Origin of the sequence: Planobispora rosea, assembly GCF_014648175.1 — a bacterium.
In the GTDB taxonomy this organism is placed as follows: Bacteria; Actinomycetota; Actinomycetes; order Streptosporangiales; family Streptosporangiaceae; genus Planobispora; species Planobispora rosea.
Window position 1 is genome coordinate 35,717 of sequence record NZ_BMQP01000050.1, and the last position, 22,438, is coordinate 58,154.

Genomic DNA, 22,438 nt, shown 5'->3' on the forward strand with positions numbered 1-22,438 from the left:
CCATTTCGCCGAGGTCTGGAGCCTGGTCTATGTGCTAACTGAGCTGCGGGGACGGTCCCTCATCGTCCGTGATCGTCCGACCCCGTCCGTGGCCGTTGTCACTCAGTTGGTCACTCAACTCTCCGCCGACCAGTTCCCCCTATCGGCCGTGAAGCTCTCCGCCCTGCGGCAGGATGACGATTCACTGCTCTGAAGCATGGCGGACGCCTGGCCCCGTAGACCGGAGCCAGCCTTGTAGTTAAACGGGGACATTCGGCTTGGGAGCGGACCCGATCAGCGGTTCATCCTTGATCAAAGGCGCTGAAGAACTCCCGGACCTCGGCAGCCAGGTTGCGCAGCTGCTCACCGGCCTCCAAGCGGGTGGTGACTGACGCCTCCCAGGCATCGAGCCCAGTATCCCAAGGTTGAAGCCTCCATGTCACATCAACGTGCCCGCCTGGGTGGAACGTCGCCGTAACCGCGAAGTTCGCGACACCCCAGACGCGTTCTCCCTCCCAGCCGCGGAAGTCAGCCACCAGCTCATCCAGGAAATCCACAAGAGGCCGATCCCAGGCCGACTGGATCACGCGATCGAGACGGGCGTCGAGTCCGGCGGCGTGAAGCTCGACGGAGAACTCGGCTTCGTATGGATCTTGCGCGTTGATGCCACTCAGCCGGAGATGCACACCCGGGCAGCGGACCACCACTTCCGGCTCAGGAAGGCCCATACAGTCACCCGTCCTTCGGCCAGTCCTCCTTGTCGGCCACGAAGCTCCCGCGCTGCGGCAAGGTGAAGACCCATCCCTCATCTCGGAGCATGGCCACGGCCTGGCGGGCCGTGTCGCGAGCTATCCCATGATCCTTGACCATCTGCGACTCGGACGGAATCTGGTCGCGCGGCTGCAGCTCACCAGCCTTGATCTGCTCTCGGATGATCGCCGCCACCTGCTGGTAGATCGGCGTCGGGTCGAACTTGTCCACTTCCACGAGGACGACGTTAGGCATGTAGGCGACGCTGCTCATATGGGCAACGTCGTAGACGAGGTAGACAAGGTAGACGTAAGGTCAGTTTGTGACCTGGACTTACCACAGCATCCACGTCAGCCCACCCCTGGTCGACCACCAGAAGCTGACTTGGCTGACACAGCTTCCCCGTGCTGACCGTGTACGTGTCCGACAGCACACTTGCATGTGCAGGGAAGCGGTCTACGAACTATGCGCTTCTGGCGGCCTGATGTTCATCCGCCGAACCACAAGGCGGTCGGGAAGAACCACCATTCACGAGACGGAACGCTGGCTCAGCAAGCGCGCCGAGGAGACATGGATACTTTTGCTATCAGGTCATGCACACTAAAAGGGAAAGAAAACAATTGAGCACGACTTAAGTTGCAATTTAATACCATACGCGAAGCTTGCCGTAAGATCCTTTAATATAAAGATCAAGCCCTCTGTCTGTTGCTTCCACCAGATTCAAAAAAAGGCCCGAGACCATCTTCAGGGAAGTTGAAGTAAGACGAGCATCTCCCCTAGAGTCTACGTTCCAGGAGTAAGCCGGCATTTTATATCCATGGGCAAAGCTATGGCGGACTTGGATAATCTCGTCAACCAACCCACGCACTGCGATACCACTCATACTCTTGGCAGGCCAGTTCCAGTCATTGATGGGATCATATCCAGTTGATTCATAAATCAGCTTGCGGGAATTAGATGAATTGGGCGTGTTGAATCGCTTTAGCTCTGCTTCAACTTTTGGCTCTAGCAGCATCCTCAGTGCCGTAAAGGTCAAATTCAGCGGATCTGCGATTTCTTTAAGGAACTCTCGGACAACCGACTCCAAATATGCTTCCCAAGCAGCAACACTTGCAGCTAGTGCAGCGTGATACTGCACCCTCCGCTGCTTCTGAGAGAGATTCGAAGCATTCCCTCTCAGGCACAATAGCTCAGCATCCGAAAGGGCTCCTTCAAAACGGACCCTTGCCTGCGATGACATTTATTCACTCAAAGAGTGTCAACGAAATGCTCAAGAGCGGTACGATAATTTTGCAGAGGCTCCGGGTTAATCTGAACCCTTTCCACTCCAGCTATTGTACGAGGACCAGCCTTGAGCTTGTGCAGAGGCGTGCCAGTCATGGAGGAAACAATGCAGGCACCATGATAGTCGGGGACGGTAACAAAAGACTTGCTGGGATCCATTCCAGGATTAGCAAATACTTCTCTATGTCCAGAGTGGATGTCCTTAACTGTCTTCTCGATCGTATTAGCTACTGCTTGGAATGCTCGACTGGGGCGACCCTCATAGCGCGTTACCCGATTACTAACGAAGGTATGGAGGAGCGGGATATTAACCCCCTCCTCTCTCGCCCTACGAGAGAAATTTATCCTTGAGTAGGTGGCCACATGTTCGTCGCCAATTCCATAGGTGAGAGCAGCAACGTTCTCGATTGCCCGCCTTGAACTATCGTCAGCCGTGAAGGGAATAATGATGTTTCGAGAAGCCGCCAGTCCGAGTTGGGTATAGATAGCAAAGCTAGGGTTACAGTCGATCATGAATATCGCGGGGCGATCCCCACTCCTCACCGACAAAGCAGATGTTAGATCTTTAACCCACTCAATAACCTGCTTCCATGCATTCGTAGGAATGACAAGCTGAGAGGTCTGGCGAATCGCTTCCGAAAGAATCTCCAGAAGGTTATCTCCACACACAAGATATAGATTGCTAGGAATGGACGAGTTGAAGTCGATCGGACGAGATACGTACGGCTCGACATCATCCAGTTGCCGGAAGGGAGAGTTAAGCCTCGCTTCGAGATATCCGCCAATCGTCGATCTCGGAGCACTCTGAATGAGCTGCTTTATCGCCTTAGGGCTAGTCTCATATCCGCCAAGCAGGGTTTCACTCACGTTCCCTTGAGGGCAGAGGTCTATCACATAGACGTCAGCCTCCGAATGTCTGCGCGCATACTCGGCGGAGGCAATGAAGCAGAGATAGCTCTTACCAACGCCACCCTTGTTATTCCAAAAAGCATACGAAGACATTTACCCTCCACCGTGGAGATCTTTCTTCATGACCATATCCGGTCTGCGACTCTGACGGGAGCCGGTACGCCCGTCAGGGAGCAGTCTTTGTGATCAGTTTTCGTATCAGCAGAGCTGCGACTTTCCACAGTACTCGGGGACGCTCGCCCCTTTCTACTCTCTGATCACCTCGTACGCCGTCGACCCACCGCGGAGCGGCAGCGGGCCGGGGACGGAGGAGCAAGCTCGGCCTCGCGTGTACATCAGCCGGCCGCCGTTCCTCGATCATTGGACGCCATCCCGCACGGCCGGGCTTGAGCCGTAGGAGCCGGTCTGCTGGGCTTGCCTGGGTCGATGGCGTGCGTGGTGATCAGCCCCGGCCACCCCACAACCCCGGCTCGTGCTCGGCGATCACCTCGGGGCCGGAGATCCCCCACCGGAGGCATGCTTTGACCTCTGCTGTCTGCATCGCCGTACGGCTTCTGCGCGCCGTGCTCCGTCCGGCCTGGTGGTCGCCTGCCCGCGTCACTCTGCCCGGCGTTCGATGTGCGGTGGGCCGGTCGGGCGGGACCGGCCCGGAGAGGCCGCACGCCCGCCCGGTTCCGGCCCGACCGCCCGCCGCCCAGCGGGCGGCGGCTTGATGACGTAGGGAAGGTTTGAACCACCTCCCTCCGGCGTCACTACCGGCTCGCTCTGATCGCCTCGGTGAGTTCCTGCATACTCTTGGTCACCGCATCCGCTCCGGCCTGGGTGAGGCTCTCGTCCTTCCCCGGGGCGTCGGCGTAAGCGATGCTGCGGCTTCCGGCGTTGGCCGCGGCCTGCATGTCGAAGTCGGAGTCTCCGATCAGCACAGCTTCACCCGGTGGGACGTCGACCATCTCGCAGGCTCGGAACAGGGATCGGGGATGCGGCTTCATCTCGATCGGATTGCTGATCGGGCGGCCGACGACCCCGGCCACGCGCTCTCTCAGATCGGCCAGACCGAGAAACGTCTTGATCGCGGGCTCGGAGTTGTTGCTCACGATCACTACTGGTCGGCCTGTCTCAGCGCAGGCGTCGAGTAGTTCCCGGACCCCCGGCGTGATCCTGGCGCTGCCTGCGGCTTCGATCTCGTAGGTCATGAACGAGGTCTCCACCTTGTCGACCATCTCCGGCGCGAAGACCGCCGTACGGCGCAGCACCTTGAGCGGGTCGTCCAGCTCCACGACGTCCCGCGGGAGTTCCACGCCCTGATCCTGGAGCAGCTGCTTGAGCCGGGCCGCGACCACGGGGGCCGGCAACCCGGCGAAGACGCTGCACACCGGTCCGTCGAAGTCGAGGAGAACGGCGCGCGACTGGCGGAAGATCTCCACCAGTGTCTCGGTCACAACTCGACCTCTCGGCTGATCGTGGTCCACATGCTCTCGAACCACGTCCGGACCTGGGCGACGTACTGCGACTGCATCGAGGATGCGTCCTCAGTCACCTGGTAGTGGAACAGGACCGCGTCCTTGCCCATGACGTCGTACATCTCGTGCGGCTCGCCCTTGATCCGGACCGTGTGCTTGACCACCGGGTAGAAGCCGAAGAACACCTGCTCCCGGTTGATCACGTAGAACTTGAACGCCGGAGTCGTCTGGTGGACGCGGACCTCTACGGAGGCGGACTTCACCAGTCCGAGGTCTGCCAGCTCGTGGACGGCGTCCGCGATGGCCTGGGTGCTGCGCTGCTGGATGCGGCGGGCGCGTTCCCGGATCACGGGGTCGTCGCTGAGATCTTCCGCCCGGCACGGCAGGGACATCGGATGGTCCATGTCCGGGATCAGGATGCGGATGCCGATGGTCTCGGGTGTGAGCCGTCCAAGCCGGATCTTGTCCAAGGGCTCCTGAAGCATGCCCTGAAGGGTCTCCCCGGAGAAGCCCGCGAAGTCGATGGAGACGTTGCTCGCCTCGAAAGCGTGCTCGATGTGCGGTCGCAGCTCCACCGGGCGCTCGGTGCGCTCCCGGACGAACACGCCGCTCCCCTGACGAGACACGATCAGTCCCTCGTCCCGGAGCAGACGGATCGCCTGCTGGACGGTCATGCGCGCCACGCCGTACTGCTTGGCGAGTTCGGTTCCTGAGGGCAGCTTGTCCCCCGGCTCGAACTTCTTCGTCAGGATCGCCGCACGCAGGGCGTTCGCCACCTGCTGGTAGGGCGGCCGGGGGTCGTCGGGGTCGAGACTCATCACGCAAATCAGTCTAGTTCTCCTAGGTCGCCTAGGCCAGTTCTTCCGAGACACTTGACATGGCTAGGCAACCTGGCCAACATGAAGTCACGGCCAACATGGCTAGGCAGGTTAGACAACCTCAAGGAGTGATCGAAATGCGCAACATCCCCGTCGACATCTCGGCCCTGGCGTTCATCGTCGCGGGCGAGCCCGAGCCCAAGATCGTGGACCGCGCCACGGGCGAGGTGAAGCGAGACGCGGAGGGGCGGGACCTGTACACGATCCCGCTGCTCCCCAAGCCGAACGACGACCGGCGCAACCCGGTGATCGTGGTGACGTTCCCCAGCGAGACGTTCCCGCAGATCCCCGAGGGCGTGCAGGTCACCCCGGTCGGACTCGCCGCGTTCTTCTGGTCGATGAACGGCCGCTCGGGTCTCGGCTTCCGCGCCGAGGCGATCCGCCCGGCCAACCTCAAGGCCGCCTGACCGGCCGACGTGACGCCCCTGGAGCGGGCTCGCCTGGCAGCTCCGCCCGCTCCGGGGCCTCCCTCTCGCCTTCGACGAAAGGATGGCTCTCATTATGTTCGAGCATCTGGCCTGGTGGTTGCTGGCCCTGCTCGCGGTCGTCACTCTGCTCCTGTGCTGGCGTAGGTGGCACCGGCAATCGTTCTGGTACGTGGTGGGGTACCCGCTCACCGCGATCACCGTCCGCGCCACCTGGCGCAAGGTCGCCCTCGGGTGCGGTCTCACCAAGAAGCGGCAGCGCTTCTGGTTCACCACCGTTCCCGGTCTGATCTCCTCCAGCGGCACGGTACGGGTCAAGCGCAAGTTCCAGCGGGTGACGGTCGACACCAAGCCGTGGATGTGGATGCCCATGCCCACCCGGCACGGTTGGCGGGTCACCATCCGCACTCTGGAAGGACAGGTTCCCGAGGACTACAGCGGAGCGGCTGAACGGCTCGCGCACTCCTGGCGCGTGCATGCCGTACGGGTCTCCTCGCCTCGGCCGGGACGGGTCGTTCTGTCCGCGATCATGCGCGATCCTCTCGTGCACGTGGACAAGCTGCTTCCCTCGCCCGGCCTGCTGAAGGTCACCGTGGGACGGCTGGAGACCGGCAAGCCGTGGATCATCGACTTCCGTACGGTCCCGCACTGGATGAACGCCGGGGCCACGCAGTCCGGCAAGTCCAACCTCGCCAACGCGCTCATCGTCGGGCTGGCGCCGCAACCGGTCGCCCTGGTCGGCTTCGACCTCAAGGGCGGGGTGGAGTTCACTCCGTACGGCCCGCGGTTGTCGGCCCTGGCCACCTGCCGCGCCGAGTCGGTGGGCCTGCTCGATGACCTGGTGGCGCTGATGACCGACCGCATGGGCCTGTGCCGTCAGGCGGGTGCACGCAATATCTGGCAGCTCCCGCCGGCCCTCCGGCCGATCCCAGTCGTCGTCCTGGTCGATGAACTGGCTGAGCTGTATCTGATGGCTGACAAGTCCGAGAAAGACGAGATCGCCAAGACCTCGACCGCCCTCCTTCGCGTGGCTCAGCTCGGGCGCGCGTTCGGGATCTACCTGTTCTGCTGCGGCCAGCGCATCGGCTCCGACCTCGGACCCGGCGTCACCGCCCTACGTGCCCAGTGCTCCGGGCGCATCTGCCATCGGGTCAACGACCCCGAGACCGCCACCATGACCCTCGGCGATCTCGACCCGGCTGCTCTGGTCTCCGCCCGCGCGATCGCCGCCGAGACACCCGGCGTCGCCATCGTGGCCAGCCAGGACGGCCAGTGGTACCGAGCCCGTTCCTTCTACGTCTCCGAGGCCACCGCAGAGCACGCCGCCCACGCCTATGCCCATCTGGCCCCGTCCTGGGCCGATGTCATGGCCTCTCGGGTCGACGGCGACGTGCCGGACATGCACGCGGCCTGACTTCATCTCCCTGCGGCTCGGCGTGAGCCCTGATCACGCCAGGTCCCTACCCGACCCATGCCTGAACCCGGAAGGAGGTAGACCACGATGACCCGTCACAGCCCCGGTCGCGTCCACTCCATGGTACTGGACTCCGCGCCGGTCGTGATCCTGGCCGTCATCGCGGCTGTGGGGTCCTTCACCCACATCTCCGAGCTGGCCGCCGAGCACGGTCAGCGCGGCTGGCAGTCCTGGGCGGTCGCGGTGTGCATCGACCTGATGTGCGTCATGGCCACCCGGGAACTCCAGCGGGACAAGCGCACCGGCCGTCCCCGGCGGGGACCGGTCTCCTGGCCCTCCCTCGTGCTGGCCGGCGGGATCGTGCTCACGCTCGCGGCCAACCTGGCTCGCGCCGAGACATCGGTGTGGGGATGGATCTGCGCCGCGATGCCCGCTGTGGCCTTCCTCGTGGCGATCTCCATGCTGGAGCGCCGTGCCTCGCACCGGCCTCCGACCCCGGTCCCCGTCGTCGTCCCGGTCGCAGAAGCCGTTCCCGAGGTCGACGCCGCTCCCCTACCGACTGTCCAGCTCCCCACGGCCGACGTGTCCGAGGAGCCTCCGGGCAACCAGCCCGGCCCGTCCCCTGCCCTGCTCACCTTCGCCCGGCGACTGGCCGACGAGCACAGCGCCAAGCACGGCCGTCCCGTTACGGCGGACCTTCTCCGCACCCGTATGGGCATCTCCGGCGACCTCGCCGCCGACCTGCTGCGGCAGATCGCCGCCGATCCCACCTGACGAAAGGAGCCGATCCGTCATGACCTTGCCCGAACTCCCCCACCTGCTGGAAGCCGCCCGTGCCTGGGCGCGCGGTTCCTACGCCGTGGAGGCCGCCGTGGAACTGCTGGCCCATCACGGGACGTGGCTTCACCGTCGCGACTTCCTCCGCATGGCCGTGGAGTACGCCCCAGCCACCTACGGCCAGACTCCGTACGCCTCCATCTCCTGGGACACCCTTCACTCGGCGCTGTTCAACGGCCTGCTCCCCTGCTCCAACTCCGAGGCCGCCGTCCTGCGCATCGCGCTCAGCCTCGCCGAGGGTCACCCCGTCGACCTCGGCCCGGCCATCACCCGCCTGGACCGGACCAACCTCGCGTACGTCCTGGCCGCCATCCGGCACGCCGGGGGCGACCGCCACGCCTGGGCCTCCGTGGGGGACACGCCATGATCCGGCTGGTCTGCCCCTTCTGTGGCTGCTGCGCCCGCTACGGCTGCGAACTCGACGGCGACCCGGCCGACTGCGACCGCCTCGACGACACCGACGACACCCCGTGCCCGTGTCCCCGCTCCGAGGAAGGAGGAGACACCCCGTGATCCACGCCTACACCTGCGCCACCTGCGCCGGAACCGGCCTCGTCAACGACGACAGCGACAGCAGCCCGTACCAGCTCTCGGCCACCTGCCCCGACTGCGACGGCACCGGAATCGACAACTGATCAGTGACGCCACCACGGGGCGGCCAAAGCCTGGCAGCCCGCCGCTCCGCGGGGCGTCTCCTCCGCTCACTCGCAAAGGAACCACCAGTATGCGCCACCGGCCACATACGGACCGCGACGGATACGGCTCCGTCCGCGTCCGCTCCATCCATCGAGACGACGACCGACCCACCGACGAGCGCACCGGAAAGGAGGAGAGATGAGCGAACCCGCACCCATCGGCGACCTGGTCGGCCCGGTCATCCGGGACCTGGCCCGCCGCTCCGGCAAGGATCTGAACCGCTGGTTCCAGCAGGTCGACCGGCTTCATGGCTGCTCCGCCCCTGTCCGTCTGGTCGGCGACGTCTCCACCGTCGACCCGGCAACCGGGGAGGTCCTGCACCACTACTCCACGAGCGGCGAACCCCACGGGCAGTTGCTCGTCCGCTGCGGCAACCGGCGGGCCTCCCGCTGTCCGGCCTGCGCCGAGACCTACCGGGCCGACACCTTCCACCTGATCCGGGCGGGCCTGCTCGGCGGAGACAAGGGCGTCCCGGCCACCGTGAGCACGCACCCCCGCGTGCTGGCCACCTTCACGGCCCCGAGCTTCGGCCCGGTCCACCGTGGCCCGGACAAGCACGGCCAGGCCGACGTCTGCCATCCCCGGCGCAAGGATCCGGCCTGCTTCGAACGGCACGGCTCCGGTGACCGGCGCATCGGACAGGCCCTCGACCCGGACAGCTACGACTACGCGGGCCACGTCCTGTGGAACGCCCACGCGGGCATGCTCTGGCACCGCTTCGGGATCTACCTGCGGCGTCACCTGGGCGCATCGGCCGGACTCACCCGCAGCGAGTTCAGTCGACGGGTCCGGCTCTCCTTCGCCAAGGTCGCCGAGTACCAAGCACGCGGGAGCGTCCACTTCCACGCCGTCATCCGCCTCGACGGCCGTACCTCGGAAGGCAAGGTCAGCACGCCACCGGCCTGGGCGAGCGTGGAGCTGCTCAGTGAAGCCATCGCGTCATCGGCCGGGGCCGTGCATCTCGACGTCCCCGACCCGTACGGCGGGGCCATGCGGGATCTGTGCTGGGGCGCAGTCGACGTACGGCACATCGAGACGGCCGGCCCGGACGGAGTCGCGCTCTCCGAGGCGGCGGTGGCCGGCTACGTCGCCAAGTACGCCACCAAGGCCGCCGAGACCTCCGGCACCCTGGACCGGCGGATCAGACACTCCGACCTCGCCCGGCTCGAACAGTACGGCGTCACCGAACACGCCGCCCGGCTGATCCGTACCGCCTGGGAACTCGGCAACCCCACGGCCTATCCCGACCTCGCGCCGCTGCGGCTCCGGCAGTGGGCGCACATGCTCGGCTTCCGAGGTCACTTCTCGACCAAGAGCCGGGCCTACTCCACCACCCTGACCGCGCTACGCCACGTCCGCCTGGAGTACCGCCAGGCCCGCGACCTCGCCCGCTTGCCCTACGACCCGGCCACCACGCTCGTCCTCGCGAACTGGAAGTACGCGGGCCAGGGCTACACCGCTGGGGAATCCGCCCTCGTCTCGACGATCTCACCTAAGGGAGGATCCGTTGAGCACTGACCTGACCTCGATCATCGATGCCCGGCTCTACCGGGTCCCCGACGCCATGCGGCGGCTCGGCCTGAGCCGCACCGTGATCTACGAGCTGATCCGCGTGGGGCGGCTGCGCTCGGTCAAGGAGGGCCGTACCCGGCTCATCCCCGAGTCCGCGATCCGCGAGTACATCGCGCTCCTGGAACGGGAGGCAGCCTGATGACCGAGCGTCGAAGCCGTGGGGACGGCGGTCTGCACTGGGACGAGGCCCGACAGCGCTGGATCGCCTCGGTCACGGTCGGCTACACCCCGGCGGGCAAGCGGATCGTGAAGAGGGCCAGCGGCAGGACCAAGACCGCTGCCCTGAAGAAGCTCAAGGAGATCATCCGCGATTACGAAGACGGGCTCCTGGTCTCCTCGACGGGCTACACCGTGGCCGACGCCGTACGGAACTGGCTGGAGTTCGGGCTCAGCGGCCGGGACCCCGCGACGGTGGAGAAGTGCACGATCCTCGCCAGCAAGCACATCATCTCGGCCCTGGGTGCCCGGAAGCTGGTCGATCTCACCGCCGACGACGTTGACCGCTGGTTGGCCGCCAAGGCGAAGGAGCTGAGCACGCGGACGCTCCGTGAGCTGCGTTCGATCCTCGTCCGGACCGTCAACCGCGCGCAGGCTCGCGACAAGGTGAAGCGGAACGTGGTGCTGCTGTGCGAGATCCCCAAAGGCAAGGCGGGCCGTCCATCCAAGTCACTCACCCTGGAACAGGCGGAAGCCGTGCTCAAGGCGTCGGAGGGTACGGCGCTGCACGCCTACATCGTGCTGTCGCTGCTGCTGGGAGCCCGTACGGAGGAGCTGAGGCCGCTCACCTGGTCACACGTCGACCTCGGCGGCACCCCGCCGTCCATCATGGTCTGGCGCTCGGTCCGGGAGAGCGGCGACACCAAGACCCGCAAGTCCCGGCGCACGCTGGCCATGCCGAGACGGTGCGTGGAAGCGCTCAAGCTCCACCGCGAGCGCCAGGACGTGGCCCGTAAGGCAGCGGGCAAGAGCTGGCAGGACAACGACCTCGTCTTCGCCTCCAAGGTCGGCACCGAGCTCGACTCCCACAACGTCCGCCGCTCGTTCCGGTCCGTGCTCAAGAGGGCCGGCCTGAATGAGAAGGAGTGGACACCTCGGGAGATGCGGCACAGCTTCGTCTCGCTGCTATCCGACTCCGGCGTCCCCCTGGAGAACATCTCTCGCCTAGTCGGTCACCGAAACACTTCAGTGACCGAAACCGTCTACCGCAAGCAGCTCCGGCCGATGCTTCTTGAAGGAGCCGAGGCGATGGATAAAATATTCCGAGAAGACTAGAAAAAGGGCCACCCACAAGTCACGGGTGGCCCTTAGCTTCACTCTCCCGAGGAAGGAATATCACTTAGTATCACCGAGTCGCTTTATGAAACGATGCAAACTGCCATTAAGTTCGACGGGATTACTAATCGCCTCTACCGTAATACGGTCAACAAAAGCGATCCCAACATCACGGAGAAGATGCTCTCGACTCGTGTCTAGAGCTCGTCGCCCAGTGTGGTGAGGACCGTCGATCTCCAGCACCCCGGCACGATTCCTGTAGGTCACCAGGACGTCCGGCTCCCATGTACGTCCTAGCACTCTCCCTCCGGCAAGCGGAAAGATCCCGATCGTATCGTCACGCGGGAAGTCCTTCTCCTGGATCTTCTTGAGAGCTCGATACACGATCAGCTCGCCCTCATTAGTGAACGCTAAGTGGTCTTCAACGAATCGAGGCTCCTCCACTCGGACCAAGCGCCCCTGATTGGACTGCTGTTTACCGGATATGTATTGCCGGACATGGTCTCGCCACTGAGGGCCGACCGAAGGAAGCGTCTCTCGGAGACCTACCCATGCGATGCCATAATCACGACGACGAGATACCTCTTGGCAGGTCTCACGGATACGAGTCAGCTTCTCTTCTGTGAAGAGGCTTTGATGCTCGGGCGCGACTTCCAACCAGAGATCCTCTTCTCTGGCTTGGTCGTCCCACTCAATAGTTGCACTCTTAACTTCTAGCAGGATTCCTGCTAGCTCTTTTTCGCCCCGCAAGACCAGCAACGCGGCGGCATGCCCCAAAGTAGCTTCGGCCCGGAGGTACTTCCGTTCCTCATCGCTCAGGTTCGGTGCGCCGAGAAGCTCGTCGTAAGACTTGTTTGCCTGCCCTGCCCGTCCGGCGCTGTCCCGCATGCGTCGCCCCTCCAGCTCGCACGTGATCTAGCAAGACGATACCGGTTGTGTGAGACAGTTCACGGTCAGCTCGCAGGCATCCTCCACACTGGCCAGTTCGAACAGCTTGAGCCACCCGGCCTGTCACGAGGCGCCCTCCGCTTGAGGGGTAGTCACTCAGTTGGTCACTCAGCAACGCAGAAGGCCGCTCCCGATCTCTCGGAAGCGGCCTCTGACCTGGGTGGAGATGAGGGGATTCGAACCCCTGACCCCTTCGATGCGAACGAAGTGCGCTACCGGACTGCGCTACATCCCCAAGGCGTGAACTAGGTTAGCAAACTTCTCGGGGCACTCGCGCCATCCGGGGTCGTCTCCCTGGTCCGGCGGTTGATCAGTCGCCGACCGCGCGGACCGGAGGGTCGGCGTACTGGTCGAAGATCTCGTCGCGGGCCGCGGTCAGATCGATGATCTCGGCCGCCGGGCGCTGGGCCTCCAGCTCGGCCCTGCGCCGCGCTGCCAGGCGGGCCCGCCTGGCACGTTCCGCACGGGCCTTGGCGGCGGCTCTGCGGCGTTCGGCGTCGATCCGTACGGAGACGCGCAGCACGGCCAGGTAGGCGCCCAGGAGGACCACCGACGGGACCACGCCCCACCAGGGGATCACCTGGACGGCGGCGGTCACGGTCGAGGCCAGGACCAGCAGTGTGCACCAGAACGTCAGCCGCCTCCGCTTGGCCACGATCCTCGCGCGGCGGCGCAGCTCGGCGCGGCGGCGTTCCGCACGCCTGGCCGCGGCCGTGAACTGGGGGCCGGTCTCCGGCCCCGCCTCGGGCACGGAGGACTCGGCGGTGACGTCGAACTCCCCGGTGAGGGTGTCACCCTCGACGGGCTGGTCCGACTGGTCCGGCTGGGCGTACGGCTCGGCGAGGTCGTGAGGCTCCGGGAAAGTGGCACGGTCCCGTCTCAGCCACATGGGAACGAGGACGCACAACCACATGATGACGATGGCCAGATACAGGAAAACGCTGCTGCTCACGGCCACCTCCGGGCAGCACGAAGGCGCGCGTGGTCCTCCGGCGCCCTCGATGTGCTCACGTCACGCACCGTAAGACCGCGTGTCACTATTTGACGAGCATTCGATGCGGTGTGTCGTGAGATCTTCAAACCTCTTCGCGGGAGGTGCCGCCGGAAGCGGCGGCCTCGCGGTCGAGGCGCCATCGGGGGAGCAGTCCTCGCGGCGCGTCTTCGATGGTGAGCGCGTAGCAGATGTGGTCGCGCCACGCGCCGTCGATGTGCAGGTGCCTTCGCCGGACGCCCTCCTCACGGAATCCGAGTTTCTCGACCACCCGGCGGCTGGCGTGGTTCTCCGGCCGGATGTTGGCTTCGACCCGGTGCAGACCGGTGACGAAGAAGCAGTGGTCGACCGCCAGCGCCACGGCGGTCGGGATGATCCCCCGGCCCGCCAGCGCCCCGTCCACCCAGTAGCCGATCTGCGCGGACCGGGCCGAGCCCCACACGATGGCCCCCACGGTGAGCTGGCCCGCGAAGGCGCCGCCGTAGGTCACGACCCAGGGCAGGGCGAGCCCCTGCCTGGCCTCCCGGCGCAGGGAGCCCACCATCGAGATGTAGGGACCCAGGCCGCTGCGGGACAGGGGCGTCTCGGGGTTGCTCGGCTCCCAGGGACGGAGCCATGCGGCGTTGCGCAGCCGCGTCTCCCGCCAGACTCGCACGTCCCGCAGGCGCAGCGGCCGGAGTCCCACCGGGCCTTCCGCCAAGGTCACCGGCCAGCCACGAAGTCGATCCACGTCCTCAATCATCCCCCGAAGCCGGACCGACGTGCCACGGGACCGTCAACGCCGATGGTCCCCGCCCCGGATCTGGTCCACGGCATGGCTGAGGACGGGGGCCAGTACGGCCATGCCGTCACGGACTCCTCCGGAGGAACCGGGCAGATTGACGACCAACGTGTTTCCCGCCTGGCCGGCCAGTCCCCGGGAGAGGATTGAGGTCGGCACCGCGTCGCGGTTGGCCTGGCGGATGGCCTCGGCGATGCCGGGAATCTCCCGGTCGAGCACCCTGCGGGTCATCTCCGGGGTCAGGTCGGCCGGGGTGAGCCCGGTGCCGCCGGTGGTGACGATCACGTCGTACCCCTCGGCCACACCGGACCTGAGTTCCTCCTCGACGGGTTCGCCGTCGGGGACCACGCGCGGGCCGTCGACGTCGCATCCGGCCTCCGCGAGCAGCTCCGCCAGGAGCTTTCCTGACTTGTCTTCATATATTCCGGCGGACGCCCGGTTCGACGCCGTGATCACCAGAGCTCTCACACGCTCTCCCTCCGCGACTTCCACGGATGTCACGGCCGTACGGCTCCCGCACCGCCACGGCCCTGCCCTCTACGACCGGGTCCACACGCCGGTCTTGCCGCCGGTCTTCTCCTCGACCCGGACATCCGTGATCACAGCCGCGGGATCCACCGCCTTCACCATGTCGATCAGCGCGAGCGCGGCGACCGTGACCGAGGTCAGGGCCTCCATCTCCACACCGGTCCGGTCCGCGGTCTTCACCCTGGCCGTGATCTCCACGCCGTCGTCGGCCACGGTCAGTTCGACCTTCACTCCGTGCAGCGCGATCGGGTGGCACAGCGGGATCAGGTCGGGAGTGCGCTTGGCGCCCATGATCCCGGCGATCCGCGCGGTCCCGATCGCGTCCCCCTTGGGCACGTCACCCGAGCGGAGCAGGGCCACGGCCTCGGCCGAGAGCAGTACCTTGCCCGTGGCGGTGGCCGTACGGACCGAGACGTCCTTGGCCGAGACGTCCACCATGCGCGCCGCACCGGTCTCGTCGATGTGTGTGAAGTTGCTCACGACGTCTCCTTCGCCGAACGAACCGAACGCACCGCACCAGCCGAACTCACCGCACCAGCCGAACTCACCGGACCAGCCGAGCTTTCCGGGCGCGCGAGGCCGCCGCACTCGGTGATCCGCCCGGTCACAGGAGTCATAGGGCTCATAGGGCTCATAGGGCTCACAGGGTTCACAGGGGGATGACCTCCACGGCCGCGCCCTCGGGCAGTTCGGTGACGTCCTCGGGGACCACGATCAGGGCGTTGGCCGCGGCCAGGGCGGCGAGCTGGTGGGATCCCTGCCGGAGCACGGGGGTCACCACGCCGCCGGGACCGAGGACGCCGCGCAGGTATGACCGCTTTCCCGCAGGCGAGCGGAGCGGGGCGCCGGTCACGGCGGGCACGGTGGGCGTCGGCTCCGCCGGCCGGCCCTGCATCTTCCGCAGCGCCGGCCGGACGAACAGCATGAACGACACGAAGGACGACACCGGGTTGCCCGGGAGTGTGAAGATCGGAACCTGGTCCTCGCCCACGACGCCGAAGCCCTGCGGCATGCCCGGCTGCATGGCCACCCGTTCGAAGCGGACCGTTCCGAGCGGGGCGAGGGCCTCCTTCACCGGTTCGTACGCGCCCATGGACACCCCGCCACTGGTGATGATCGCGTCGGCCCTCACCAGCTGGGCGTCGAGCTGGTCGATGAAGCTCCTGGCGTCGTCGGCGACGATCCCGGCCCGGTATCCCTCCCCACCCGCCTCACGGACCGCGCCGATCAGGGTGTAGCTGTTGGACTCCCAGATCTGGCCGGGGGCCAGCCGGCTGCCCGGCTCGGCCAGCTCGGCGCCGGTGGAGATCACCACGACCCGCGGGCGGGGCCGTACCAGGACCCTCCTGCGCCCGACCCCCGCCAGGATGCCGAGCTGCGCGGGACCGATCGCGGTGCCCGCCGGGAGGACCACGTCACCCGAGTGCACGTCCTCGCCCGCCGAGCGGATCGCGTTCCCCTTGGTCACGGGCCGCCCGATGGTGACCCGGGCGGTGCCGCCGTCGGTCCACTCGACCGGGACCACCGCGTCGGCTCCCGCGGGCATCGGCGCCCCGGTCATGATCCGTACGGCCATGCCCGGGCCGAGCGCGTGCAGACGGCCGTCACCGGCCGCGACGTCGTCGATCACCGGGAGCGTCACCGGGGCGGTGCCGACGTCCTCGGCCCGTACGGCGTAGCCGTCCATGGCCGAGTTGTCGAACGGCGGCAGGGGGACCGGGGAGGTCACGTCCTCGGCCAGGGTGGTGCCCAGCGCCTGGTCCAGGTCCAGTTCGAGCGGGGCGAGCACCCGGACGGTGCGCAGGATGTCGGCGAGGTGGTCCTCGACCGGCCTCATCGGGACCACCTGGTTCACCTGATTCGCCTGATTCGCCTGGTTCACCTGGTTCATCGCGAGGCCAGGAACTCCTTCAGCCAGGGCAGGAACTCCGGCGCGAGGTCGGGACGGTCGGCGGCGAACTGCACGACCGTGCGCAGGTAGTCGAGCTTGTTGCCGGTGTCGTAGCGGCGGCCGCGGAACAGCACGCCGTGGACCGGCCCGCCGCCGGAGACGTCGCGGGCGGCCAGGGTGCGCAGGGCATCGGTGAGCTGGATCTCGCCGCCCCGTCCCGGCGGGGTGTTCTCCAGGACCTCGAAGACGGCCGGATCGATCACGTAGCGGCCGATGATCGCCCAGTTGGACGGCGCTTCGTCGGCCGGAGGCTTCTCCACCAGGTCGGTCACCCGGACCACGTCGTCCTCGGCGGTGGGCTCGATGGCGGCGCAGCCGTACAGGGAGGCCTGCTCCCTCGGCACCTCCATGAGCGCGATGACGCTGCCGCCGTGCGTCGAGCGGACCTCGATCATCCGCTTGAGCAGCTCGTCCCGGGGATCGATCAGGTCGTCACCGAGCAGGCAGGCGAACGGGTGGCCGCCCACGTGCTGTTTGGCGCACAGGACCGCGTGGCCGAGACCGCGCGGCTCGCCCTGCCGTACGTAGTGGAGGGTCGCCAGGTCGGCGGGCTCGCGCACCTGGGACAGGCGCTCGTCGTCGCCCTTGGCCTCCAGTACGTCCTCGAGCTCGATCGCCCGGTCGAAGTGGTCCTCGATGGAACGCTTGTTCTTCCCGGTCACCATGAGCACGTCGAGCAGTCCGGCGGAGACGGCCTCCTCGACGACATACTGGATCGCGGGTTTGTCGACGATCGGGAGCATCTCCTTGGGCGTCGCCTTGGTCGCCGGCAGGAAGCGGGTGCCCAGACCCGCCGCGGGAACGACGGCTTTCGTCACAGGATCGAAGTCGGCCATGTTCGAACCATAACGGAGGGACCTGTGGACAAGGTGAAGCTGCGCTCCACGATCGCCGCAGCGCGCGCCGCGATCGCGGAGGAGGAACGGCACGCGGCTTCCATCCGGATCAGGGATTCCCTGCTGGACCGGCCCTGGGTGCAGATGGCCGGGCTGGTGGCCTGCTACTGGTCGATCGGGACCGAACCCGCCACGCACGGCCTGGTCTTCGCGCTGTGGAAGCACGGCGCGACGGTGATGCTCCCGGTGCTGCGCCCGGACAACGATCTCGACTGGGCGGTGTACGACGGGCCCGGCACACTCGCCCCCGGCCGCTTCGGGATCATGGAGCCGGTCGACACCCGGCGCGGCGTCGACGCGATCAGGACCGCGGCGCTGGTGATCGTTCCCGCGCTGGCGGTCGACCGGTCCACGGGCGTACGGCTCGGCAGGGGCGGCGGGTCCTACGACCGCGCCCTGGCACGGGTGGGCCCGAACGTGCCGACGGTCGCGCTGCTCCACGAGGGCGAGCTGCTCGACGGGGTGCCCGGCGAGCCCCACGACCAGCCGGTCCGCTACGCCGCGTCACCCGGCGGTATCGTCCGGGTCGGAGCGGCGCGAACCGCGGGGTAGGACACAATGGTCCCGGAGCAGGACAGAGACCGGGGCGCGCCCTCCGCTCCCTGAGGTGGGAACGGCTCCTCACACTGCCCACTCGGGGCCCTCCCCGTCCGGGGTGGGCCGCGGACGAGTCCTGCCCGTTTCAGGCATTGGAAGACGAGCGAGAAAGCGATTCCCGCGTTGAACGAGCCCGGCAGTTCTCTCGCTTCTCTGGCTTCTCTGGTTTCTCTGGCTTCTCTCGCTCGGCCTCGATGAACTGGAACGTCTGGCTTCTTCTCGGCGCGGGGATCCTCATCGCCGCCGTCGTCGCGGTCCGTGTCGCCCACTGGAGCGGGCTCCCCAGCCTGCTCATCTTCCTCGGCTTCGGACTGATCATCGGCGAGTCCGGCTTCGGGATCCAGTTCGACGACGCCCAGATCGCCCAGCAGCTGGGCCTGATCGCGTTGGCGATCATTCTGGCCGAGGGTGGTCTGACCACCACCTGGAGCCACGTCAGGGGTTCCATCCCCACCGCGGTGGTGCTGGCCACCGCGGGCGTCGGGGTGAGCATCGCCGCCGTCGCGGTGCCGGTGCACTTCCTGCTCGGCATGGACTGGCGGATCGCGCTCCTGCTCGGCGCGATCCTCGCCTCCACCGACGCGGCGGCCGTCTTCTCCGTCCTGCGCCGCCTGCCCCTGCCGAGGCGGCTGTCGGGAATCCTGGAGGCCGAGTCCGGCTTCAACGACGCTCCCGTCGTCATCGCCGTGATGATGCTGAGCACGGGCTCCTCGCCCAGCATCTGGAGCGCTCTCGCCGAGGTCGTCATCGAACTGGCGATCGGCGGGGGTGTCGGCCTCGTGGTGGGCCAGCTCGGTGTCTACGCGCTGCGCCGCGTCGCGCTCCCGGCCTCGGGCCTGTACCCGATCGCGGTCCTCGCGCTCGCCTTCGTCGCCTACGCCGGGACCGTCCAGCTGCACGGCAGCGGTTTCCTCGCGGTCTATCTCGCGGCGCTGGTCATGGGCAACTCCCGGATGCCGCACCGCGCCGCCAGCCGGAGCTTCACCGAGGGCCTCGCCTGGCTGGCCCAGATCGGGCTGTTCGTCATGCTCGGGTTGCTGGCCAGTCCCTCGAAGATGCCGGCGGCGGTCGTTCCCGGCCTGGTCACCGGCCTGATCCTGGTCGCGGTCGCCCGGCCCCTGTCCATCATGGTCTCCGCCCTTCTCGTACGGCTGACGCGCGTCGACCGGCTGGACTGGCGGGAGCAGGCGTTCCTGTCGTGGGCCGGGCTGCGCGGCGCCGTACCCATCGTCCTGGCCACCATCCCCTGGGCGGCCACCTCGATCGACGACGCCACCGCCAGGTTCGTGTTCGACCAGGTCTTCGTCATCGTGGTCGTCTACACCCTGCTGCAGGGGCCCACGCTCCCATGGGTGGCGCGGCTCCTCGGGGTGGCCGTCCCCGACCAGGCACGTGACCTGGAGGTGGAGTCGGCGCCGCTGGAGGAGCTCAAAGCCGACCTGCTGCAGATCAAGGTGCCGCCGTCGTCCCGGCTGCACGGCGTGGAGATCTTCGAGCTCCGGTTGCCCAGCGACGCCCAGGTCACGCTCATCGTGCGGGACGGCAGGACGTTCGTTCCCTCGGACACGACCAGGATCAGGACCGACGACCAGCTCCTCGTGGTGGCGACCGCGGCCTGCAGGGAGACCGTCGAGCGGCGGATGCGCGCCATCAGCCGCCGGGGAAAGCTCGCCGGCTGGTTCGGCGAGCGCGGTGCCTGATCTTCCCGGGCACCATTCCTGATCTTCCTGAGCGCGATGTCCGCTCTTCCCGGGCGCAGCGCCTGATCTTCCAGGATCCCGGCTCGGTCCCGGCCTTTTGGGACGCCTCTATCCTCCGACGAGGTGACGCCCGGCTCCTGATGGCCTGACCGGAATGTGATAGCTCCGACTCGCGTTTATGCTAGTCGACGCCTTACCATTAGCAGTCGAGCCGTTCGAGTGCCAATTGGCGCGGACCCCATGAGGAGGAGAGCGTGCCCACCTACCAGTACGCCTGCACCGCCTGTGACAACCAGTTCGAGATCGTTCAGAAGTTCACGGACGACGCGCTCACCGTGTGCCCGAGTTGCCAGGGTGAGCTCCGCAAGGTGTTCTCCGCGGTCGGCATTGTCTTCAAGGGCTCCGGTTTCTACCGGACCGACAGCCGGTCGTCGAGCTCGTCCACGGTGAGCTCCTCGTCGTCTTCGACGTCCTCGTCCTCCTCGTCGGCGTCGACGGAGTCCAAGCCCGCCGCGACGCCCGCTCCGGCCCCCGCGGCCGCCGCCTCCTGACGGCGGGCCTCCGCCTCCCAGGGTCCGTTCGGTCCGACCCCGGTCCTCCCGGGGTCACCGGCCCGCGGGCCGGTCGGCCGCCGCGCCGAGGAGTTCCCGGGGAAGCCGGTCCAGCAGCTCGCGCAGCTCGGGGTGGTCCCCGGGCCGCCAGTCGTCGACCAGCCGGGTGAGACTGTCCCGGGCCGCTCCGACCAGGCGATCGGCGACGCGTTCCCCCTCAGGCGTGAGCTCCAGGCGGGTCCCTTCCCCCGCGTGGCGGATCAGGTCCCGCTCCATCAGCTCCCTGGCGTACGGCCGGCCCTCCTCGACCGTCACGCCCGCCCGTTCCGCGAGCTCCGCACCCGTCTGCGCCCCCTGCGTGCCCAGGCGGGTGATCAGCCAGATGGAGCCGGGGGAAAGTTCGGAGAGGCCGGTCAGGTCGCCGAGCCTGCGGTAGTAGTCCCGGCGCATGTCCGCGTCGGCCAGCCGCCACAGTCCCCGCTCCACCTCGCCGAGCGAGGACCGCTCCGTCGGCACCGCGCCGTAGCCCTCGCCCAGGTCGGCCGCCGTGGTGGTCTGCCGCAACGGCACCTGGGGAAGCAGCCAGGCCAGCAGGAAGGCGATCAGCGGTATCGGCGCGCCGAGCAGGAAGACCTGGGCGATCGCGTCGGAGTACGCGTCCATGAACGCGGCGGACGCCTCCGGCGGGAGCTTCTGGACGGCCGTCGGGTCGGCCTGGACGGCGTCGGCGAAACCCGGCGGGAGCCGTACCGTCTCGGAGAGCCGTGCCAGGTCGTCGGTGAGCTGGGAGGTGAAGATCGACCCGGCGAGAGCGACGCCGAAGGAGCCGCCGATCGAGCGGAAGAAGGTCGCCCCCGACGTCGCCACGCCCAGGTCGTCGAAGTCCACGGCGTTCTGCACCACGATCACCAGAACCTGCATGACCAGGCCCAGCCCCACGCCCAGAACCAGCAGGTAGAGGCTCAGCTCAAGGGTGGACGTACCCGTGTCGATACGGGAGAGCAGATAGAGCCCGACCGCCGCGACCGCGCAACCCATGATCGGGAACGGCTTGTACCTCCCGGTTCTCGCGATGGTGTGCCCGCTGATGATCGAGGTGAGGAGCATGCCCGCCATCATCGGCACCAGGTGCAGTCCCGACATCGTGGGCGAGACACCCTGCACGACCTGGAGGAACAGCGGCATGTACGTGAGCGAGCCGAACATCGCCAGGCCCACGATGAAACCGATCATCGACGCCACGCTGAAGGCGCGCATCCGGAACAGCCGCAGCGGCAGCACCGGCTCCACGGCGCGCCTCTCGGCCAGCCACCAGAGCAGGACGAGTACCGCCGTCCCGGCGCCCAGGCCGATGATGACGGGACCGCCCCACGGGTAGACGCCCCCGCCCCACGTGGTCAGCAGGACCACGCAGGCGGATGCGCCGCCGAGGAAGACGATGCCGAGGTAGTCGATGGCGTGCCTGGTGGTCCTGGCCCTGGCCGGCAGCACCGCGGCGACCACGGCCAGCGCGACGACGCCGATCGGCAGGTTGACGTAGAAGACCCAGTGCCAGGACAGGTGGTCCACGAACAGCCCGCCGAGCAGCGGCCCCGCGACGCTGGAGACGGCGAAGACGGCGCCGAACAGCCCCTGGTACCTCCCGCGGTCCCGGGCGGGCACCACGTCCGCGACGATGGCCTGCGCGAGGACCATGAGCCCACCCCCGCCGATTCCCTGCAGCGCCCGGAACCCGATGAGCTGCTCCATGTTCTGGGACAGGCCGCAGAGCGCCGAGCCGACCAGGAAGATGACGATCGCGGCCTCGAACAGCCGCTTGCGGCCGTACTGGTCGCCCAGTTTGCCCCAGAGAGGGGTCGAGATCGTCGAGGAGAGCATGTAGGAGGTGACCACCCAGGACAGGTGGTCCAGCCCGCCCAGGTCCCCGACGACCGTCGGCAACGCGGTCGCGACGATGGTCTGGTCCAGTGCGGCGAGCAGCATGGAGAGCATGAGCGCCCCCATGATGATCCCCAGGCC

General features: G+C 67.0%; 26 protein-coding genes and 1 tRNA gene. 12 read left to right on the forward strand and 15 right to left on the reverse strand.

Annotated features, from left to right (window positions below):
• Positions 1-281 precede the first annotated feature (281 nt).
• From IEZ08_RS33795 to IEZ08_RS33820, 6 genes are all read right to left on the reverse strand, one after another.
• Positions 282-707, reverse strand: coding sequence for a DUF6228 family protein (locus tag IEZ08_RS33795; RefSeq protein WP_189243798.1), 426 nt, complete (start codon positions 705-707; stop codon positions 282-284).
• 4 nt (positions 708-711) lie between these two features.
• Positions 712-1,002: a GntR family transcriptional regulator gene (locus IEZ08_RS33800; RefSeq protein WP_229803814.1), complete on the reverse strand. Its 291-nt coding sequence runs from the start codon at positions 1,000-1,002 to the stop codon at positions 712-714.
• A gap of 370 nt (positions 1,003-1,372) precedes the next feature.
• Positions 1,373-1,969 carry a HEPN domain-containing protein gene (locus IEZ08_RS33805; RefSeq protein ID WP_268249392.1) on the reverse strand — a complete coding sequence of 199 codons (597 nt, stop codon included), beginning with the start codon at positions 1,967-1,969 and terminating at the stop codon, positions 1,373-1,375.
• 8 nt (positions 1,970-1,977) lie between these two features.
• Positions 1,978-3,015: a ParA family protein gene (locus IEZ08_RS33810; RefSeq protein WP_189243800.1), complete on the reverse strand. Its 1,038-nt coding sequence runs from the start codon at positions 3,013-3,015 to the stop codon at positions 1,978-1,980.
• A 659-nt stretch (positions 3,016-3,674) separates the two neighbouring features.
• On the reverse strand, positions 3,675-4,361 hold the full coding sequence (locus IEZ08_RS33815) for an HAD family hydrolase (RefSeq protein ID WP_189243801.1): 687 nt from the start codon (positions 4,359-4,361) through the stop codon (positions 3,675-3,677).
• Complete coding sequence (locus IEZ08_RS33820; protein ID WP_189243802.1) at positions 4,358-5,200, reverse strand: GntR family transcriptional regulator; 843 nt, start codon at positions 5,198-5,200, stop codon at positions 4,358-4,360. The genes IEZ08_RS33815 and IEZ08_RS33820 overlap by 4 nt, the downstream gene beginning before the upstream one ends.
• Positions 5,201-5,337: 137 nt before the next feature.
• Between IEZ08_RS33820 and IEZ08_RS33825 the strand changes: the two genes are divergently transcribed.
• The 9 genes from IEZ08_RS33825 (at position 5,338) to IEZ08_RS33860 (ending at position 11,476) form a co-directional block, all read left to right on the forward strand.
• Positions 5,338-5,667: an SCO3933 family regulatory protein gene (locus IEZ08_RS33825; protein ID WP_189243803.1), complete on the forward strand. Its 330-nt coding sequence runs from the start codon at positions 5,338-5,340 to the stop codon at positions 5,665-5,667.
• A 94-nt stretch (positions 5,668-5,761) separates the two neighbouring features.
• Positions 5,762-7,099: an FtsK/SpoIIIE domain-containing protein gene (locus IEZ08_RS33830; protein ID WP_189243804.1), complete on the forward strand. Its 1,338-nt coding sequence runs from the start codon at positions 5,762-5,764 to the stop codon at positions 7,097-7,099.
• Positions 7,100-7,186: 87 nt separating this feature from the next.
• On the forward strand, positions 7,187-7,873 hold the full coding sequence (locus IEZ08_RS33835; RefSeq protein ID WP_189243805.1) for a DUF2637 domain-containing protein: 687 nt from the start codon (positions 7,187-7,189) through the stop codon (positions 7,871-7,873).
• A gap of 19 nt (positions 7,874-7,892) precedes the next feature.
• Entirely contained in the window at positions 7,893-8,303 is a 411-nt protein-coding gene (locus IEZ08_RS33840) for a hypothetical protein (protein ID WP_189243806.1), read from the forward strand.
• Positions 8,300-8,449 carry a hypothetical protein gene (locus IEZ08_RS33845; protein ID WP_189243807.1) on the forward strand — a complete coding sequence of 50 codons (150 nt, stop codon included), beginning with the start codon at positions 8,300-8,302 and terminating at the stop codon, positions 8,447-8,449. Before IEZ08_RS33840 ends, IEZ08_RS33845 begins: the two co-directional genes overlap by 4 nt.
• On the forward strand, positions 8,446-8,571 hold the full coding sequence (locus IEZ08_RS40415; protein ID WP_268249393.1) for a hypothetical protein: 126 nt from the start codon (positions 8,446-8,448) through the stop codon (positions 8,569-8,571). Before IEZ08_RS33845 ends, IEZ08_RS40415 begins: the two co-directional genes overlap by 4 nt.
• A 199-nt stretch (positions 8,572-8,770) precedes the next feature.
• Complete coding sequence (locus IEZ08_RS33850) at positions 8,771-10,150, forward strand: replication initiator (RefSeq protein ID WP_189243808.1); 1,380 nt, start codon at positions 8,771-8,773, stop codon at positions 10,148-10,150.
• Positions 10,140-10,343 carry a helix-turn-helix domain-containing protein gene (locus IEZ08_RS33855; protein ID WP_189243809.1) on the forward strand — a complete coding sequence of 68 codons (204 nt, stop codon included), beginning with the start codon at positions 10,140-10,142 and terminating at the stop codon, positions 10,341-10,343. Before IEZ08_RS33850 ends, IEZ08_RS33855 begins: the two co-directional genes overlap by 11 nt.
• The gene (locus IEZ08_RS33860) at positions 10,343-11,476 is read left to right on the forward strand and encodes a site-specific integrase (protein WP_189243810.1); all 1,134 of its coding nucleotides are present in this window, start codon (positions 10,343-10,345) and stop codon (positions 11,474-11,476) included. Before IEZ08_RS33855 ends, IEZ08_RS33860 begins: the two co-directional genes overlap by 1 nt.
• A 60-nt stretch (positions 11,477-11,536) precedes the next feature.
• On the opposite strand, the gene IEZ08_RS33865 is transcribed toward IEZ08_RS33860, so the two are convergent.
• From IEZ08_RS33865 to galU, 8 genes are all read right to left on the reverse strand, one after another.
• Positions 11,537-12,364, reverse strand: coding sequence for a hypothetical protein (locus IEZ08_RS33865; RefSeq protein WP_189243811.1), 828 nt, complete (start codon positions 12,362-12,364; stop codon positions 11,537-11,539).
• A 221-nt stretch (positions 12,365-12,585) separates the two neighbouring features.
• A tRNA-Ala gene (locus IEZ08_RS33870) sits at positions 12,586-12,659 on the reverse strand.
• 75 nt (positions 12,660-12,734) lie between these two features.
• On the reverse strand, positions 12,735-13,376 hold the full coding sequence (gene sepX / locus IEZ08_RS33875; protein ID WP_141704257.1) for a divisome protein SepX/GlpR: 642 nt from the start codon (positions 13,374-13,376) through the stop codon (positions 12,735-12,737).
• Positions 13,377-13,500: 124 nt separating this feature from the next.
• Positions 13,501-14,145 (reverse strand): GNAT family N-acetyltransferase, encoded by a 645-nt coding sequence (locus IEZ08_RS33880; protein WP_229803816.1) that lies wholly within the window; start codon positions 14,143-14,145, stop codon positions 13,501-13,503.
• Between the two features lie 45 nt (positions 14,146-14,190).
• On the reverse strand, positions 14,191-14,664 hold the full coding sequence (locus IEZ08_RS33885) for a MogA/MoaB family molybdenum cofactor biosynthesis protein (RefSeq protein ID WP_141704258.1): 474 nt from the start codon (positions 14,662-14,664) through the stop codon (positions 14,191-14,193).
• Between the two features lie 69 nt (positions 14,665-14,733).
• The gene (moaC, locus tag IEZ08_RS33890; RefSeq protein ID WP_068929208.1) at positions 14,734-15,204 is read right to left on the reverse strand and encodes a cyclic pyranopterin monophosphate synthase MoaC; all 471 of its coding nucleotides are present in this window, start codon (positions 15,202-15,204) and stop codon (positions 14,734-14,736) included.
• Positions 15,205-15,373: 169 nt separating this feature from the next.
• The gene (gene glp / locus IEZ08_RS33895; RefSeq protein WP_189243818.1) at positions 15,374-16,561 is read right to left on the reverse strand and encodes a molybdotransferase-like divisome protein Glp; all 1,188 of its coding nucleotides are present in this window, start codon (positions 16,559-16,561) and stop codon (positions 15,374-15,376) included.
• A 50-nt stretch (positions 16,562-16,611) separates the two neighbouring features.
• On the reverse strand, positions 16,612-17,511 hold the full coding sequence (gene galU, locus IEZ08_RS33900) for a UTP--glucose-1-phosphate uridylyltransferase GalU (RefSeq protein WP_068927392.1): 900 nt from the start codon (positions 17,509-17,511) through the stop codon (positions 16,612-16,614).
• Between the two features lie 24 nt (positions 17,512-17,535).
• Here galU and IEZ08_RS33905 point away from each other — a divergent pair, with 24 nt between their 5' ends.
• From IEZ08_RS33905 to IEZ08_RS33915, 3 genes are all read left to right on the forward strand, one after another.
• On the forward strand, positions 17,536-18,123 hold the full coding sequence (locus tag IEZ08_RS33905) for a 5-formyltetrahydrofolate cyclo-ligase (RefSeq protein WP_068927394.1): 588 nt from the start codon (positions 17,536-17,538) through the stop codon (positions 18,121-18,123).
• A 239-nt stretch (positions 18,124-18,362) separates the two neighbouring features.
• Entirely contained in the window at positions 18,363-19,868 is a 1,506-nt protein-coding gene (locus tag IEZ08_RS33910; RefSeq protein ID WP_068927396.1) for a potassium/proton antiporter, read from the forward strand.
• A gap of 254 nt (positions 19,869-20,122) precedes the next feature.
• Complete coding sequence (locus IEZ08_RS33915; protein ID WP_084780719.1) at positions 20,123-20,419, forward strand: FmdB family zinc ribbon protein; 297 nt, start codon at positions 20,123-20,125, stop codon at positions 20,417-20,419.
• A gap of 54 nt (positions 20,420-20,473) precedes the next feature.
• On the opposite strand, the gene IEZ08_RS33920 is transcribed toward IEZ08_RS33915, so the two are convergent.
• Positions 20,474-22,423 carry an MFS transporter gene (locus IEZ08_RS33920; protein ID WP_189243812.1) on the reverse strand — a complete coding sequence of 650 codons (1,950 nt, stop codon included), beginning with the start codon at positions 22,421-22,423 and terminating at the stop codon, positions 20,474-20,476.
• Between the last annotated feature and the right edge of the window lie 15 nt (positions 22,424-22,438).